The 15,298-nt window shown below is 71.1% G+C and carries 13 protein-coding genes; 2 read left to right on the top strand and 11 right to left on the bottom strand.

Annotated elements, in window-relative coordinates:
- Nucleotides 1-60 precede the first annotated feature (60 nt).
- From dprA to ABZ477_RS03150, 3 genes are read right to left on the bottom strand one after another with little or no spacing between them, the layout of a single operon-like run.
- A complete protein-coding gene (gene dprA / locus ABZ477_RS03140) occupies nt 61-1,326 on the bottom strand; it encodes a DNA-processing protein DprA (protein WP_360127679.1) in 1,266 nt (421 codons plus the stop codon).
- Complete coding sequence (locus tag ABZ477_RS03145; RefSeq protein ID WP_360127682.1) at nt 1,323-2,852, bottom strand: YifB family Mg chelatase-like AAA ATPase; 1,530 nt, start codon at nt 2,850-2,852, stop codon at nt 1,323-1,325. Before ABZ477_RS03145 ends, dprA begins: the two co-directional genes overlap by 4 nt.
- On the bottom strand, nt 2,849-3,211 hold the full coding sequence (locus ABZ477_RS03150) for a YraN family protein (protein WP_360127685.1): 363 nt from the start codon (nt 3,209-3,211) through the stop codon (nt 2,849-2,851). The genes ABZ477_RS03145 and ABZ477_RS03150 overlap by 4 nt, the downstream gene beginning before the upstream one ends.
- A gap of 134 nt (nt 3,212-3,345) precedes the next feature.
- Here ABZ477_RS03150 and ABZ477_RS03155 point away from each other — a divergent pair, with 134 nt between their 5' ends.
- Nucleotides 3,346-3,669 carry a DUF2469 family protein gene (locus ABZ477_RS03155; protein ID WP_325723706.1) on the top strand — a complete coding sequence of 108 codons (324 nt, stop codon included), beginning with the start codon at nt 3,346-3,348 and terminating at the stop codon, nt 3,667-3,669.
- An 83-nt stretch (nt 3,670-3,752) separates the two neighbouring features.
- Here the strand turns inward: ABZ477_RS03155 and ABZ477_RS03160 are convergent, their stop codons facing one another.
- From ABZ477_RS03160 to ABZ477_RS03175, 4 genes are all read right to left on the bottom strand, one after another.
- Nucleotides 3,753-4,412 carry a ribonuclease HII gene (locus tag ABZ477_RS03160; protein WP_360127690.1) on the bottom strand — a complete coding sequence of 220 codons (660 nt, stop codon included), beginning with the start codon at nt 4,410-4,412 and terminating at the stop codon, nt 3,753-3,755.
- Complete coding sequence (gene lepB / locus ABZ477_RS03165; RefSeq protein WP_360127698.1) at nt 4,409-5,221, bottom strand: signal peptidase I; 813 nt, start codon at nt 5,219-5,221, stop codon at nt 4,409-4,411. Before lepB ends, ABZ477_RS03160 begins: the two co-directional genes overlap by 4 nt.
- Before the next feature lie 170 nt (nt 5,222-5,391).
- Nucleotides 5,392-5,739, bottom strand: a complete 348-nt coding sequence (gene rplS / locus ABZ477_RS03170) for a 50S ribosomal protein L19 (RefSeq protein WP_360127701.1) — start codon at nt 5,737-5,739, stop codon at nt 5,392-5,394.
- Between the two features lie 173 nt (nt 5,740-5,912).
- Nucleotides 5,913-6,428 carry an MFS transporter permease gene (locus ABZ477_RS03175; protein ID WP_360127704.1) on the bottom strand — a complete coding sequence of 172 codons (516 nt, stop codon included), beginning with the start codon at nt 6,426-6,428 and terminating at the stop codon, nt 5,913-5,915.
- A 114-nt stretch (nt 6,429-6,542) separates the two neighbouring features.
- Here ABZ477_RS03175 and map point away from each other — a divergent pair, with 114 nt between their 5' ends.
- Entirely contained in the window at nt 6,543-7,325 is a 783-nt protein-coding gene (gene map, locus ABZ477_RS03180) for a type I methionyl aminopeptidase (RefSeq protein WP_360127706.1), read from the top strand.
- 10 nt (nt 7,326-7,335) lie between these two features.
- Here map and treZ read toward each other — a convergent pair whose 3' ends face one another.
- The 4 genes from treZ to pyk form a co-directional block, all read right to left on the bottom strand.
- The gene (gene treZ / locus ABZ477_RS03185) at nt 7,336-9,069 is read right to left on the bottom strand and encodes a malto-oligosyltrehalose trehalohydrolase (protein WP_360127709.1); all 1,734 of its coding nucleotides are present in this window, start codon (nt 9,067-9,069) and stop codon (nt 7,336-7,338) included.
- Complete coding sequence (gene treY, locus ABZ477_RS03190) at nt 9,066-11,444, bottom strand: malto-oligosyltrehalose synthase (protein ID WP_360127712.1); 2,379 nt, start codon at nt 11,442-11,444, stop codon at nt 9,066-9,068. Before treY ends, treZ begins: the two co-directional genes overlap by 4 nt.
- A 4-nt stretch (nt 11,445-11,448) precedes the next feature.
- A complete protein-coding gene (gene glgX / locus ABZ477_RS03195) occupies nt 11,449-13,659 on the bottom strand; it encodes a glycogen debranching protein GlgX (protein ID WP_360127715.1) in 2,211 nt (736 codons plus the stop codon).
- 115 nt (nt 13,660-13,774) lie between these two features.
- The gene (pyk, locus tag ABZ477_RS03200) at nt 13,775-15,205 is read right to left on the bottom strand and encodes a pyruvate kinase (protein ID WP_360127718.1); all 1,431 of its coding nucleotides are present in this window, start codon (nt 15,203-15,205) and stop codon (nt 13,775-13,777) included.
- Nucleotides 15,206-15,298: the final 93 nt, after the last annotated feature.

Genomic DNA, 15,298 nt, shown 5'->3' on the forward strand with positions numbered 1-15,298 from the left:
TGCCCGCCCGCGCACGCCGCTCGGCCGAGCCGCACCGCGGCCCGCGCGAACCGGCGCGAGTCAGCTCGCGCCGATCCTGCGCCACGCTCCGGCCTCGCGGGCGACCTCGCCCGCGAGCTGGAGCAGCCCAAGCAGGCTCTCGACCTCTTCGACGGCCATTCCACACCGTCGCGCGAGGTCGTCGGCCTCGCGCCATACCCGCGTGCTGAGCGCATCGCGGACCCGGGTGCAGTCGTCGGTGAACGGCCGGTCGCCGCCTTCGGCGCGCGGGAACGGCAGCCGACGGTCGTCGATCATCCCGAGCAGCTCGCGGACGTCCGTCGCGCTCGTGATGCAGTGCGCGCCGAACTCCGCGAGCAGCTCGCGGACGTCCGTCGCGCTCGTGATGCATTGCGCGCCGAACTCCCTCAGGAGACGGTGGGTGCCTGCCGAGGCCGCGCTCGTGACGGGTCCCGGCACCGCCCCGAGTCCGCGGGACAGCGCCGCGGCATGACCCGCGGTGTTGATCGCGCCGCTGCGCCAACCCGCCTCGACGACGACGGTCGCGGCGGTCAGCGCCGCGATGAGACGGTTGCGCTGCAGGAAGCGCCACTTCGTGGGCGTCGAGCCGCACGGCACCTCGCTGACGACGACGCCGTGGTCCGCGATGCGTCCGATGAGCTGGGCATGGCCGGCCGGATAGGCGCGGTCCGCCCCGCCCGCCAGGAACGCGACGGTCAGCCCGCCGACCGCCAGGGCGGCGCGATGCGCGGCGCCGTCGATGCCGTAGGCCCCGCCCGAGACGATGGGCGTGCCGCCGCCCGCCAGGTCTGCCGCGAGCTCCATCGCGACGTGCTCGCCGTAGGACGTCGCGGCGCGCGCACCGACGAGGGCTGCCGAGGAGCTCAGCTCGCTCAGCCGTGCGGCTTCGCCTCGCACCCACAGGCACAACGGGGCGTGCTCCTCCAGATCGCCGAGCTGATCGGGCCAGTGCGGGTCGGCGGGCGTGACGATCGTCACACCCGTCAGCGCCGCGGTGCGCAATGACGAGGTCGCGGCGTCCGGCGAGAGGCGCGGCATCCATCGTCTCCGGCCCGCCGAGAAATCGGCCGGCGTGAGGCTCTGCAGGGACGGCGGAGTGCTCTGCATCATCGCGCGGAGGGCAGAGGCCGGCCCGAGCTCCGCGACGAGTCGCCCGGCCGTGCCGTCGCCCGGCTCGGTGAGGTGGCTCCACACGATCCGCGCATAGCGGTCGGCGACGGCGTCGTCATCGTCGCCGTCGGCGAGTGCTCCTGTGCTCGCGAGAGCGCGGCGGGCGGCTTCGGGGCTGAGGTCGAACGCGTTCACGCGGCGATTCCCTTCTTGAGATAGAGGGCCCTGCCGACGTCGTCGAGCTCGAGCCGGTCGTGGCCTGCCAGGTCAGCGACGCTCCATGCGACGCGGAGCACGCGGTCGTAGCCGCGCAGCGTGAGGGCGCCGCGATGCAGCGCCGCGTCGAGCGGTCGGCGGACGTTCGGCGCGGGTGCGAACGGTCCGTCGCGCAGCCATGACCCGTCGACCTCGGCGTTGACCGTCCAGGGGGTCGCCTCGAGTCGCCGCTCGGCCCGTGCCCGAGCATCCCGGACCCGGGCCCGGGCGTGTGCCGAGCTCACGGGCACCCGCTCGGCGGCCTGGCCGTGGGCGACAGACACGCGGGCGAGAGCCAGCTCGATGTCGATGCGGTCCAGGAGCGGACCCGACAGGCGCCCCAGGTAGCGCCGGATCGCCATCGCGGGGCACGTGCACGCACTTCCCACCACCCCATACCCGCCGCACGGGCACGGATTGGTGGCGAGCACGAGCTGGAACCGCGCGGGGTACGCCGCGGAGGAACCCGCGCGATGGATCACGATCGTGCCGCTCTCCAGCGGCTGCCGGAGCGCGTCGAGCACGCTCGCGGGGAACTCCCCCGCCTCGTCCAGGAACAGCACGCCGTCGCTGGCCCGCGCGATCGCCCCGGGGCGGATCTGCCGGCTGCCCCCGCCCACGAGCGCCGCGATGCTCGCGGAGTGATGCGGGGCCTCGAAAGGCGGTGTGCGTGACAGGACCGTGACCTTCTCGCCGGACAGCGACCGGACGGATGCTGTCGCGATCGCCGCGCGGTCGTCCAGGTCCGGCAGGATGCCGGGGAGCCGCCGCGCGAGCATCGTCTTGCCCGCGCCTGGCGGACCGCACATGAGCAGGTGGTGGCTGCCGGCGGCGGCCACGATGAGGGCATCGACCGCCTCGCGCTGGCCGATGACTTCGCTGAGGTCGGGTGCCGGGGGCGCATCCGCCTCGGGGATCGACGCCGTGACGGGTTCGAGGTCCGGCACCTCGACGTCCAGCCCGTGCCAGCGCACGACCTCCGCCAGAGTCGCCGCGCCGAGCACCGTGACGCCGTCGACGAGCCTGGCCTCATCGAGATTCGCGCGCGGCACCACGACCCGGCGGATCCCTTCCCGCGCCGCCGCCACGACGGCCGGCAGCACACCGGGAACGGGTCTCAGGCGCCCGTCCAGACCGAGCTCGCCCAGATGCACCGTCGCGGCGAGGGATCCGGCATCCATCGGCGCCTCGGTCGCGAGCGACGCCACCGCGATCGCGACGTCGAAGCCCGATCCGCTCTTGGGCAGGCTCGCGGGCGACAGGTTCACGGTCAGGTGCCGCCGGGGAAGCTGAAGTCCGCTGTTGCCGCACGCGTTGTGGACGCGGCGCGCCGACTCCCCGAGCGCCTTGTCGGGCAGCCCGATGATCTGGAAGCCGGGTGTCTGGTTCGACAGGTCGGCCTCGACCTCTACGAGCGCGCCCTCGAGGCCGGAGAGCGCGACGGACCAGGTGCGCGCGACGCTCACACGATCCCCGCAAGGTGCTCGAGCACGCCCTCAGCCGGGTCGTCCCCGACGATCCCGACGGCGTCGATCCGCAGCCGCCGCCCTTGGGCCTCGGCGGGATGCGCCGCGATCCATGCCATCGACAGCCGCCACAGGCGCGCCTTCTTGACATCGCCCACCGCCTCGAAGGGGTGGCCGAAGCGCTCGGAGCGCCGGGTCTTCACCTCGACGACGACGAGCTCGCGCGCCGTCGCGACGACGAGGTCGAGCTCACCCTCCCGCGCTCGCCAGTTGCGGTCGAGCACGACGTACCCGAGCGATTCGAAATGGCGCGCGGCGCGGTCCTCGCCCGCGCGCCCCAGAACGTCCTTGTCAGCCATTCCGGCATCGTCGCGCGCGTCCGGGCCTCGGCGAGGGCTGAGCTCGGCATCCGTGAGCCAGCGCCCGGAACGACCTCCTGGGGAGGACCGGGCGGGACCGCGGTCCGACCCTGGCTGTCTAGGATGGATGCACCATGGATGACGAAGTCTTCGAAGACTACGACCGCGAGCTCGAGCTGGCGCTGTACCGCGAGTACCGCGATGTGGTCTCGCAGTTCCAGTACGTGATCGAGACGGAGCGCCGCTTCTACCTCGCCAACGAGGTCAACGTCGTCCGCCGCGACACCGAGCACGATTTCTATTTCGAGATCTCGATGAACGACGTGTGGGTCTGGGACATCTACCGGGCGGACCGGTTCGTGAAGTCCGTCCGGGTCCTGACGTTCAAGGACGTCAACGTCGAAGAGCTCTCGCGCCGCGACTTCCACCTGCCCGAAGAGCTCTCGCTCGACACCTGAGCGCGAGCGAGACCGAGCTTCAGAACAGCATCGGGAGGCTTCTGAGCGAGGTCTGCCCCGACCCCGAACAGGGCCTGGCCCGATCAGAACAGCATCGGGGGCTCGTAGATCGACCACGACGCGCGGTGGTGCCGGCTGATGCCGTGCGCGCGGATGGCCTCGCGATGTTCGGGGCTCGCGTAGCCCTTGTTGCTCGCCCACTGATACGCGGGCAGTTCGTCGTGCAGTCCCGTCATGACGCTGTCGCGAGCCACCTTCGCGATGACGGACGCCGCGGCGGCGCTGGCGCAGTCGCGGTCGGCCTTGATGACGGGGCGGACCAGGAGGTCCGTCGCGCCGGCCGGAGTGATGTAGTCGTAGTTGCCGTCGAGGATCACGATCGCGTCCTCGGGCACGACCCCGTGCGCGCGCAGGTCGGCGAGCGCGCGGATGGTGGCCAGGCCCAGCGCCCGCATGATGCCGATCTCGTCGATCTCGACGCTGCTGGCCCACCCGACGGCGCTCACCTCGACCCAGGCTGCGGCGCGGCGCGCGACATCCGCCCGCTTCGGCTCGGGGACGAGCTTGGAGTCCCGCAGTCCCTGCGGGATGCGGCGTCGCGCGCCTGCGGGCGTCATGACGGCGGCCCCGACCGCGACGGGACCGGCCAGTGCGCCGCGACCCACCTCGTCGCACGCGATGACGATCGGCCGCTCCTTCAGGAGCCGGCGCTCCAGTGTCAGTCGCGGCTCGACGACGGTCACGGCCCGGCGTCCTCCGCGGGTGCCGCCGACTCCCCTGCTCCCGTGTCCGCCTCGCCCGGATCGGGCACTCCGGCGAAGACTTCGGGATGGAAGTCGATCACGCCGAACCGGTCGAGGGGCCACGTGATGAGGAACGCGCGGCCCACGACGTTGTCGATCGGGACGAACCCGCGGCCGGGCTGGTCCTGGTTGTAACGCGAGTCCTTGGAGCGGTACCGGTTGTCGCCCAGGACCCAGAGGCTGTCCTCGGGAACCGTCACGTCGAAAGGATCGGCGGATGCCGCGGCCTCGCCGGTCGGCAGCTTCAGGTAGTCCGTCTCGTCGATCGGCACTCCATTGACGGTGATCTGGCCGATCGCGTTGCAGCACACGACGTGGTCGCCCGGGAGGCCGATGATGCGCTTGACGAGGTGGTCGTCGCTGTCAGGTGCCGAAAGGCCCACCAGCGCGAGGAACCAGTCGATCGCCTCGACGACGGCGGGACGGGTCTCCGGCGGCGACGGCGGAAGCCAGCCGCCCGGGTCGCGGAAGACGACGACCTCGCCGTGGTCGTAGCCGGTGAAGCGGGGCGTGATCTCGTCGACGAGGATCCGGTCGTTGACCAGGAGCGTGTCCTCCATCGACCCGGACGGGATGTAGAAGGACCGGACGAGGAACGTCTTGACGAGGAACGACACGAGCACCGCGATGAGCACGATGACCAGCACGTCGCGGAGGAAGAGAAGCCAGCCGCGGCGCCGAGGCTGCTCGCGTGCGGCCGATCGAGGCGTGGGCACCGGCTCCGCGGATGCCGTCTGCTCGGTCGTCATGTGGTTCCTCACCGGGCTCGCCGCGTGTGTCGGAGTGCCGTACGTCAAGGGTCGCATATTCGGCGCCTGTCGGCGGCGACGAAGTCGTGTCGTCGCGGCGGCACTCGGGGTCGATGCCGGGACGACGATGCCCCGGGGCGCGAACCCCGGGGCATCGGAAGAACGAAAGCTCAGCTCTCGCGCTTCTCCTTGATCTTGGCCTTCTTGCCGCGGAGGTTGCGCAGGTAGTACAGCTTCGCGCGGCGGACGTCACCGCGGGTCACGACCTCGATGTGGTCGATGACGGGGCTGTGCACGGGGAACGTACGCTCGACGCCCACCTGGAAGCTGATCTTGCGGACCGTGAAGGTCTCGCGCACGCCGTCGCCCGAGCGTCCGATGACGACGCCCTGGAAGACCTGGATACGGGACCGGTTGCCTTCAGTGATGTTGACGTGCACCTTGACGGTGTCGCCGGGAGAGAAGACGGGGATGTCGGAGCGGAGCGAGGCCGCGTCGACGGCGTCGAGGATCTGCATGATCGTCACTTCCTGCGGCCGCCACAGGTCGACCGCGAAAAGAATGGAAAGGTTGTCGTGTGCCCGAGGCCGCGGGAATCTCTTCCGTACGGCGGGCTCCCCTGAGGCAGAACCTGGTCAGGGCACAAACATCCATTCTGCCATGGATGCCGCAACCGGCCAAAACGCGCGCGTCAGCGTGCTTCGGGGTCGCGCTTCTCCGTGATCACGAAGACCTCCGGGTCGGCGCTCTCGGTGCTCCGGCCGGGCTGCTCGCCCATCGTCGGCTCGGCCGGGATGTAGGCGACGCCCTCGGTGGTGTACATGACCATGCGCCCGGGCTTGGCCTCGCGCCACAGCTGCCAGAGCGTGAGCCAGAGCAGGCCGATGCCGACGAAGATCGTCACGACCATGGCCGGCGCCCACCACGACTGGTTGAAGAAGCCCAGGGCGATGATGAGCACGTGCCACACGGTGAAGCCGAGGACGTCCCACCATGAGACGGCGCGCGACGCGCGGACGGTGCCTCGCGCCCGGACGAGCATCGTCAGCACGAGCTGACCGATGAAGACCGCAGGGATGGCGAGGAAGAGGACCCAGAGGAAGGCCCAGCCTCCCGCGCGGAACACGGCCCAGCCGATCAGCAGCCATGCCGGAAGGAGGAATGCGGCAGGAATGAGCCAGCCGTAGAACACGCGACGCAGCCACATGGGACTGATGCTACGCCGTCGCGGAACGCCCAGGGGCCTGCGAGCGCGTCACGGCGGCATCCTCCCAGGCTCGTGCGGATCCATCAGAGAGAATGGACCGACGAGAGGAGCAGGATGATCGAGCTGCGCACGCCCGCCGAGATCGAGGCAATGCGACCCGCGGGGCGCTTCGTGGCGGAGGTCCTCGCGACTCTTCGCGACGAGACGAAGGTCGGGACGAACCTGCTCGCCCTCGACCGCCGTGCGCACGACATGATCCGTCGCGTGGGAGCGGAGTCCTGCTACATCGACTACCACCCCTCCTTCGGCGCGCGCCCGTTCGGCAAGGTGATCTGCACCTCCGTCAACGATGCCGTGCTGCACGGCCTGCCGTTCGACTACGCCGTGCGCGACGGCGACCTCGTGTCTCTCGACTTCGCCGTCTCGATCGACGGCTGGGTCGCCGACTCGGCCGTGTCGTTCGTCGTCGGCACGCCGCGGGACGAGGACCTCGCGCTCATCGAAACGACCGAGCGGGCGCTGGATGCCGCGATCTCGGCCGCCGTCGTGACCAACCGCATCGGCGACATCTCGCACGCCATCGCGCAGGTCGCCCACGCGGACGGCTACGAGATCAACACCGACTTCGGCGGCCACGGTGTGGGACGCGTCATGCACGGCGACCCGCATGTCCCCAACGACGGCAAGGCGGGCCGCGGGTACCCCCTCCGCGCGGGACTCGTCGTCGCGCTCGAACCATGGTTCCTCGCGACGACCGACGAGCTCGTGACAGACCCCGACGGGTGGACGCTGCGCAGTGCCGACGGTTCGCGCGGCGCGCACTCCGAGCACACCGTCGCCGTCACGGACGAGGGACCGATCGTCCTGACCGACCGTTCGTTCCTCGGCGTCCGCTGAGCCCGCACCGCTACACCCCGGGCGCGAGCTCGACGACCGCTGCCGCGTCCGGCGGCAGCACGAGAGCGTCCTCCGCGACGGCGGTCGCGGCATCCGTTGCCAGAAGGACGTGCCCTGCCTCCGGGAACCGCGCATCACCCGAGCCGAGGTTGACCAGCACGGCCAGGCCGCCGCGCAGGAGCCGGTACACGCGGCCTCCCTCGACCTCCTCGGCCGACGCGTCGAGCGCCGCGAAGGAGGGGTCCGTGAGCTCCTGCCGCTGTCGGCGGAGGTGCGCGAGGCTGCGATAGAGGGCGAGGAGCCTCGCGTGATCACCCTCGGATGCCTCGTCCCAGTTCAGCTTCGAGCGCTCGAACGTCGCGGGGTCCTGGGGGTCGGGGACGATCGCGGGGTCCCAGCCCATGCGGGCGAACTCCGCCATGCGGCCCTTCGCCGTCGCCTCGCCGAGCTCGGGCTCGGGGTGCGACGTGAAGAACTGCCACGGCGTCGACGCACCCCACTCCTCGCCCATGAACAGCATCGGCGTGCCGGGCGCGGTCATCGTCAGGACGGCGGCGACTGCGAGACGCCCGAAGGAGAGGGCCGCCGCGAGGCGGTCGCCCGCCGCGCGGTTGCCGATCTGGTCGTGGTCCTGCGCGAAGGTCACGAGGCGCCACGTCGGAACCTCGGACGGGATCGACAGGCCGTGATCGCGCCCTCGGAACGACGAGTGCGTGCCGTCGTGGAAGAACCCCTTCGTCCACGCCTTGGGGAGCGCGTCGAGGGCCGCGAAATCGGCGTAGTAGCCGTCGGTCTCGCCCGTGAGGGCGACGTGGACGGCGTGGTGCCAGTCGTCGCTCCACTGCGCCGCCAGCCCGTAGCCGCCCGCCTCGCGCGGCAGGATGAGCCGAGGGTCGTTGAGGTCGGACTCCGCGATGAGCGTGAGCGGCCGGCCCAGCTGCGCCGAGAGGGCATCGGTTGCCTCGGCGAGCTCCTGCAGGATGTGCACGGGCGCCTCGTCCTTCAGAGCGTGCACGGCGTCCAGCCGCAGGCCGTCGACGTGCAGGTCGCGGAACCACATGAGCGCATTGTCGACGATGTAGGAGCGGACCGCGGGCTCGTCGAGGTTGACCGTCCAGCCCCACGTGCTCCGGGTCGTGTCGCGCAGGTACGGGCCGAACTCCGGCAGGTAGTTGCCGCTCGGGCCGAGGTGGTTGTAGACGACGTCCTGGACGACGGCGAGCCCGGCCGCATGCGCGGCGTCGACGAACCGCCGATACGCCGCCGGACCGCCGTACGCCTCGTGCACGGTGTACCAGAGGACGCCGTCGTAGCCCCAGTTCCAGACGCCGTTGAAGCCGTTGACGGGGAGGAGTTCGACGTGGGTGATCCCCAGCTCGACGAGGTGGCCGAGCCTGCCGATCGCCGCATCGAGCGTGCCCTCGGGGGTGAACGTGCCGACGTGCAGCTCGTAGACGACGCCGCCCGCGAGCTGGCGGCCCGTCCACGCGGCATCCGTCCACGCGAACGAGACCCCGTCGACGTGCGCCGAGGCCTCGTGGACGCCGCGCGGCTGCCGGCGCGAGCGCGGGTCGGCACGCAGCCGGTCGGAATCGCCGAGCACGAAGCCGTACTCCTCGCCGTCGGCGAGCACGGCGGAGGCACGCCACCAGCCGCCGTCCGCGGCGGCGAGCTCGACGTCCTCTCCCCCGGCCGGTCGCCGGAGCCGGACCCGCTCGGCGCGCGGCGCCCACACCTCGATCACGTGTCCTCCTCCGTCGCCAGCAGCGCCACCGGATAGATCGCGAGCAGCTCCGCGAGCGCGATCCGGGACCCCTCGAACCGGCGACCCGTCAGGACGTCTACGGTCGGCCCGGAGTGCCTCAGCAGCGCCGTGTCGCCCCATCCTCCGCGCCGCGCGAGCCCGGCCGGCAGGCGGGTCGCGACCGCGAGCGCACCGCCGCGGTCGAACGCGACGGCGTGATCGGATGCCTCCCCCACGACCGTCATCGGCGTGTAGCGCGTGAAGAGGTCGGGCCGGTCCCGGCGCAGCCGCAGCGTGCGCGAGACGACGAGGAGCTTCGCGGCGCCCGCTGCGTCGACAGTGGGATGCTCGCCCCGCTCGAAGCTCGCATCGACCTCGGCCAGGAGGGTGCGCCGCGCGTCGAAGTCGACGGCCCGCCGGTTGTCGGGGTCGGCGAGCGAGGTCTCCCACAGCTCGGACCCCTGGTACAGGTCGGGCACGCCGGGTCCCGCCAGCTGCAGGAGCTTCGCGCTGAGCGAATTGGACCAGCCGAAGGCGCGGATCTCGCGGACGAACTCGTTCACCATCGCGACGGCGCGGCCGAACGCCGCGTCCACGACGCCGTGCACCCGCGCCTCGAACGCCGGGTCGGGGTCCCACCATCCCGTCCGCTCACCCGCCTCGCGCGCGGCCTTCTGGGCGTAGACGTGCAGCCGCTCGGGGGTCGCGGGCCACGCGCCGACGATCGCCTGCCACAGGAGGCTGTCGAAGGGACCGTGTCCCGTCGTCGCGATCCCCCGAAGGCCGGTGAGGATCTCCGCCCAGCGCTCGGGCAGCTCCGCGAGGACCGAGAGCCGCGCCCGGACGTCCTCGCCGCGCTTGGTGTCATGTGTCGAGAGCGCCGTCATGGCTCCCGGCCACGACGCCTGGCGACGGGCGAAGGCCGCGTGGAAGTCGGGGACCGGCAGCGCGAAGAGGCTCGGGTCGCCGCCCACCTCGGTGAGCGTGCCCAGGCGCGTGTACCGGTAGAACGCGGCATCCTCGACGCCCTTCGCCATGACGGGGCCTGTCGTCTGCTGGAACCGACGGGCCACCTCCTGCGCCGGATCGCGCAGCACCGGCACGAGCTGCCCGATCGACGCCGCCAGCTCGGGCCGCCTCGCAGACGCGTCGGCCGCGGCCGCCTCGAGATGCTCCACGCCCGCCGGCAGATACGAGCGGTACACCGGGAAGCACGCGAGCAGCTCCGCCAGGGCGTGCGCGGCGCGGTCGACGGGCTCGGGCAGGCAGCGCACGAGCCGCGCGACCTCGGAGCCCTGGATCGTCTCGGCGACCGTGCGCTTGGCCGCGTGGCTGAGCTCGGCGTAGCTCACGGCATCCGGCAGGCCCGTGTCGGCGCGGAGCCGGGCGTCGAGCGCGTCGAGGGCCGCCTCTCCCTCCGGATCGACGAGGACGCGGTCGATCTCGGCCAGCGCGTCGTATCCGGTCGTGCCGTCCGCCTCCCACCACGCTGGGAGCGACTCGGGCTCGCCCGTCGCGGAGTGCTCGAGGATCTTCTCGACGAAGACGGGGACCCCGTCCGACGCGTCCGCGAGTCGCTCGAGGTAGCCGCCCGGGTCGAGGAGGCCGTCGGGGTGGTCGATTCGCAGGCCGTCGACGAGCCCCTCGTGCACCCAGCGGAGGATCTCGGCGTGACTCGCCTCGAAGACCTCGGGCACCTCGACGCGCACCCCGGCGAGACTCGTGACGGCGAAGAAGCGCCGGTAGTTCAGCTCCGACGCCTGACGCCGCCACAGCATGAGCTCCCAGTGCTGGCGATCCAGGATGCCGCGGAGGGACGCGGCATCCGTCGTCTCCTGCTCGGGCGCGGTCCCTTGGGCCAGCGGCAGCACGTGGTCGAAGTAGCGCAGCTCGCCGAACGGAGTCCGGCGGCCGGTGCGCGGATCGGCTGTCAGCTCCCCCGAGGCGAGCGCCTCCTCGAGCTCGGAGCCGAGGATCGCCAGGCGGATTCGCCCGCCGCCGAGGTCCCAGTCGATGTCGAAGGCGCCGGCGTGAGGCGAGCCGCGGCCCCGCAGCAGGACGTCCCACCACCACGGGTTCTCGGCCTGACGCGCGATGCCCATGTGGTTGGGGACGATGTCGACCAGGATGCCGAGACCCGCGCGCCGCGCGGCGGAGGAGAAGCGTGCGAGCGCCTCGGGTCCGCCGCGGGCCGAATCGACGCGCGTCGGGTCGACGACGTCGTACCCGTGGTCGGATCCGTCCGCAGACTGCAGGAGCGGCGACAGGTACGCCCACCCGACCCCGAGATCGCGGAGGTAGCCCGTGACGGCGGCCGCGGCATCCAGATCGAACGCGCGCCGGAGCTGCAGTCGATACGTCGAGGACGGGTGCACTCCGCTACCTCTGGACCTCGATCTTGGGCGCAGCGGCGGGCACCTCGTCGACGGCGGTCGTGCCCGCCGCGAGCGACGCAGCCACCGAATGGTCGGCCTCGACCTCGGGCTCGACGTGCTCGCGCAGCACGACGAGCGCCTTGGCCTCGACCATGACGGTGGAGCCTGGCTTGATCGGGTCGCCGCCGGCCTGCTTCCCCGCGGTGTCGACCATCAGGTCCCAGCTGGGGCTGAACTCGACATCGGGGATGAACATGTCGATCGGCTCGTCCCCCGCGTTGAAGAGGATGACGAAGTGGAGGTCGTCGATGGGCTGGCCCCGCCGATCCCGCTCGCGGATGCCGTCGCCGTTGAGGAAGACCGTGATGGCCCGGCCGAAGCCGGAGTCCCAGTCCTCGGGCTGCATCTGCGAGCCGTCCGGGCGGGCCCACGCGATGTCGGGGACGGGGGCGCCCTCCTCGCGGCGCACCGGCCGGCCGTTGAAGAACCGCTGCCGCCGGAAGGTGGGGTGCTCGCGGCGGAGCTTGGCGAGCGCCGCCGTGAACTCGATGAGCGGCAGATCCGCCGACTCCCAGTCCACCCACGTGAGCTCGCTGTCCTGCGCGTAGCCGTTGTTGTTGCCGTTCTGCGTGCGGCCGAGCTCATCGCCGTGCAGGAGCATGGGGACGCCCTGCGAGAGCATGAGGGTCGCGATGAAATTGCGCTGCTGGCGGGCTCGCAGCGTCAGGACCTTCTTGTCGTCGGTGGGGCCTTCGACGCCGCAGTTCCAGGAGCGGTTGTGCGATTCGCCGTCCTTGTTGTCCTCGCCGTTGGCATCGTTGTGCTTCTCGTTGTACGACACGAGGTCGCGCATCGTGAAGCCGTCGTGCGCCGTGACGAAGTTGACGGATGCCACGGGCCTGCGCCCGGAGTGCTCGTAGAGGTCGGCGGACCCCGTGAGCCGGGAGGCGAACTCGCCCAGGGCCTGCGGCTCGCCGCGCCAGAAGTCGCGGACCGTGTCGCGGTACTTGCCGTTCCACTCCGTCCACTGGGGCGGGAAGTTGCCGACCTGGTAGCCGCCGGGGCCGACGTCCCACGGCTCGGCGATGAGCTTCACCTGTGAGACCACGGGGTCCTGCTGCACGAGCTCGAAGAAGGCGGCGAGGCGGTCGACGTCGTAGAACTCGCGCGCGAGGGCCGCGGCGAGGTCGAACCGGAATCCGTCCACGTGCATCTCGAGCACCCAGTAGCGCAGCGAGTCCATGATGAGCTGCAGGGCGTGCGGATTGCCGACGTTGAGGCTGTTGCCCGTGCCCGTGTAGTCGGTGTAGTACCGCTTGTCCTTGCGCTCGAGTCGGTAGTACGCCGCGTTGTCGATGCCGCGCATCGACAGGGTCGGCCCCAGGTGGTTGCCCTCCGCGGTGTGGTTGTAGACGACGTCGAGGATGACTTCGATGCCGGCGGCGTGGAGGGCGCGCACCATGCCCTTGAACTCCTGGACCTGCTGCCCGCGGTCGCCCGTGGCCGAGTAGGTGTTCTGCGGCGCGAGGAACGCGATCGTGTTGTAGCCCCAGTAGTTGGAGAGGCCCTTGTCCTGCAGCGTCGAGTCGTTGACGAACTGGTGCACGGGCATGAGCTCGATCGCCGTGACGCCGAGCTTCTTCAGGTGTTCGATGATCGCGGGGTGCGCGATCGCGCTGTAGGTGCCGCGGATCTCCTCCGGGATCGCGGGATGCCGCTGCGTGAGGCCTTTCACGTGCGCCTCGTAGATGAGGCTCTCGGAGTACGGGATCTTGGGCTGGCGGTCGCCGCCCCAGTCGAAGAAGGGGTTGATGACGACGCCCTTCATCATCGAGGTCGCCGAGTCGTCGTCGTTGCGCGCCTCGCGCTTGTCGAGGTCGTAGCCGAAGACCGACTTGTTCCAGCGCACCTGACCTTCGACGGCCTTCGCGTACGGGTCGAGGAGCAGCTTCGACGCGTTGAACCGCTTGCCGGACGCCGGGTCGTACGCGCCGTGCACGCGGTAGCCGTAGCGCTGGCCCGGGCCGATGTTGGGCAGGTACGCGTGCCACACGTGCGCGTCGACGTCGATGAGATCGACGCGCGTCTCCTTGCCGCGGTCGCCGAAGAGGCAGAGCTCGACGCGCTCGGCGCCCTCGCTGAACAGCCCGAAGTTCGTGCCGTTGCCGTCGTAGGTCGCACCCAGCGGGTACGCGGATCCTGGCCATGCCTGCACAGGCAGTCCTCCCTCGGGGTGGGGCTACCCACCTTAGTGGAGCGGACGAACTCGCTCGGGGGGCTTGCGTGACAAGCATCCCGTCCGCTCCGGATGCCGCGGCCGCCGCGGCGCGTCAGCTCAGGACTTCGGAGCCGCCGGTGCCGACCGTGTGGACACGCACGTTGTTCGTCGATCCCGCGATGCCGGGAGGGGCGCCGGCCGTCACGACGACCTTGTCGCCCGGCTGGGCGCGGCCGCCGGTCAGCAGCGTGTCGTCGACGATGTCCATGAGCGCGTCGGTCGTCGTGCCCCGCTCCACGAGGAACGTCTCGACGCCCCACAGGAGCGCGTTGCGCGATCGCGTCTCGGGAAGGTCGGTGAACGCGATGATGGGCACGGGGTGGCGCAGCCTGGACATCCGGCGCGCCGAGTCCCCCGACTGGCTGAAGACGCACACGTATTTCGCATCGACGAAGTCGGCGATGCTCGCCGCCGCGAGAGTCATGGCGCCGCCCTGGGTGCGCGGCTTGGTGCCGAGCGGGGCGATCCGCTCGAGACCGTGCTCCTCGGTCGACTCGATGATGCGCGCCATCGTCTCGACGACCGTCACGGGATGCGCGCCCACGCTCGTCTCGCCCGACAGCATGACGGCATCCGCTCCGTCGACGACGGCGTTCGCGACGTCGCTGGTCTCGGCGCGCGTCGGCACGGGGTTGTCGATCATCGACTCGAGCATCTGGGTCGCGACGATGACGGGCTTGGCCCACCTGCGCGCGAGCTCGACGGCGTGCTTCTGAACGATGGGCACGGCCTCCAGCGGCAGCTCGACGCCCAGGTCGCCGCGCGCGACCATGACGCCGTCGAAGGCGTCGATGATCTCCTGCAGCTGGTCGACCGCCTCGGGCTTCTCGATCTTCGCGATGATCGGGATGCGGCGCCCCTCTTCGGCCATGATGACGCGGGCCCGCTGCACGTCCTTGGGGCTGCGGACGAACGAGAGGGCGACGAGGTCCGCTCCGAGGCGGAGCGCCCAGCGCAGGTCGGCCTCGTCCTTCTCGCTCAGGGCCGCCGCGCTGACGGCGACGCCCGGGAGATTGAGGCCCTTGTTGTTCGAGACGGCGCCCCCGACGACGACCTCCGTGACGACCCGGACGCCGTCCGACTCGACGACCCGCAGGCGCACCTTGCCGTCGTCCACCAGGATCGTGTCGCCCGGCGCGACGTCCTTCGCGAGCTCGGGGAACGTCGTGCCGACGATCTCCTTCGTCCCCGGGACGTCCTCCGTCGTGATCGTGAAGCGATCGCTGGGTGCGAGCGTGTGGGGGCCGTCCGAGAAGCGAGCGAGGCGGATCTTGGGGCCCTGGAGATCCACGAGGATGCCGACCGCGCGCCCCGTCGCCTCGCTCGCGCGTCGGACGTTCGCGTACGCCTGCTCGTGCACGGCGTAGTCGCCGTGGCTGCGATTGAGGCGGGCGATGTCCAGGCCCGCACGGACGAGAGCCTCGACCGTCTCGTAGTCCTCGGTCGCCGGTCCCAGGGTGGCGACGATCTTCGCACGACGCATGCGGTCCTCCTTGCGGTCGATCCCACTCTGGCCGATGCGCACGACCGCGGCATTACCCGCGCGTGTCCGATGCGTTTCGCGGCGATCTCTCCG

This window comes from Microbacterium sp. NPDC019599 (assembly GCF_040632175.1).
GTDB lineage: Bacteria > Actinomycetota > Actinomycetes > Actinomycetales > Microbacteriaceae > Microbacterium.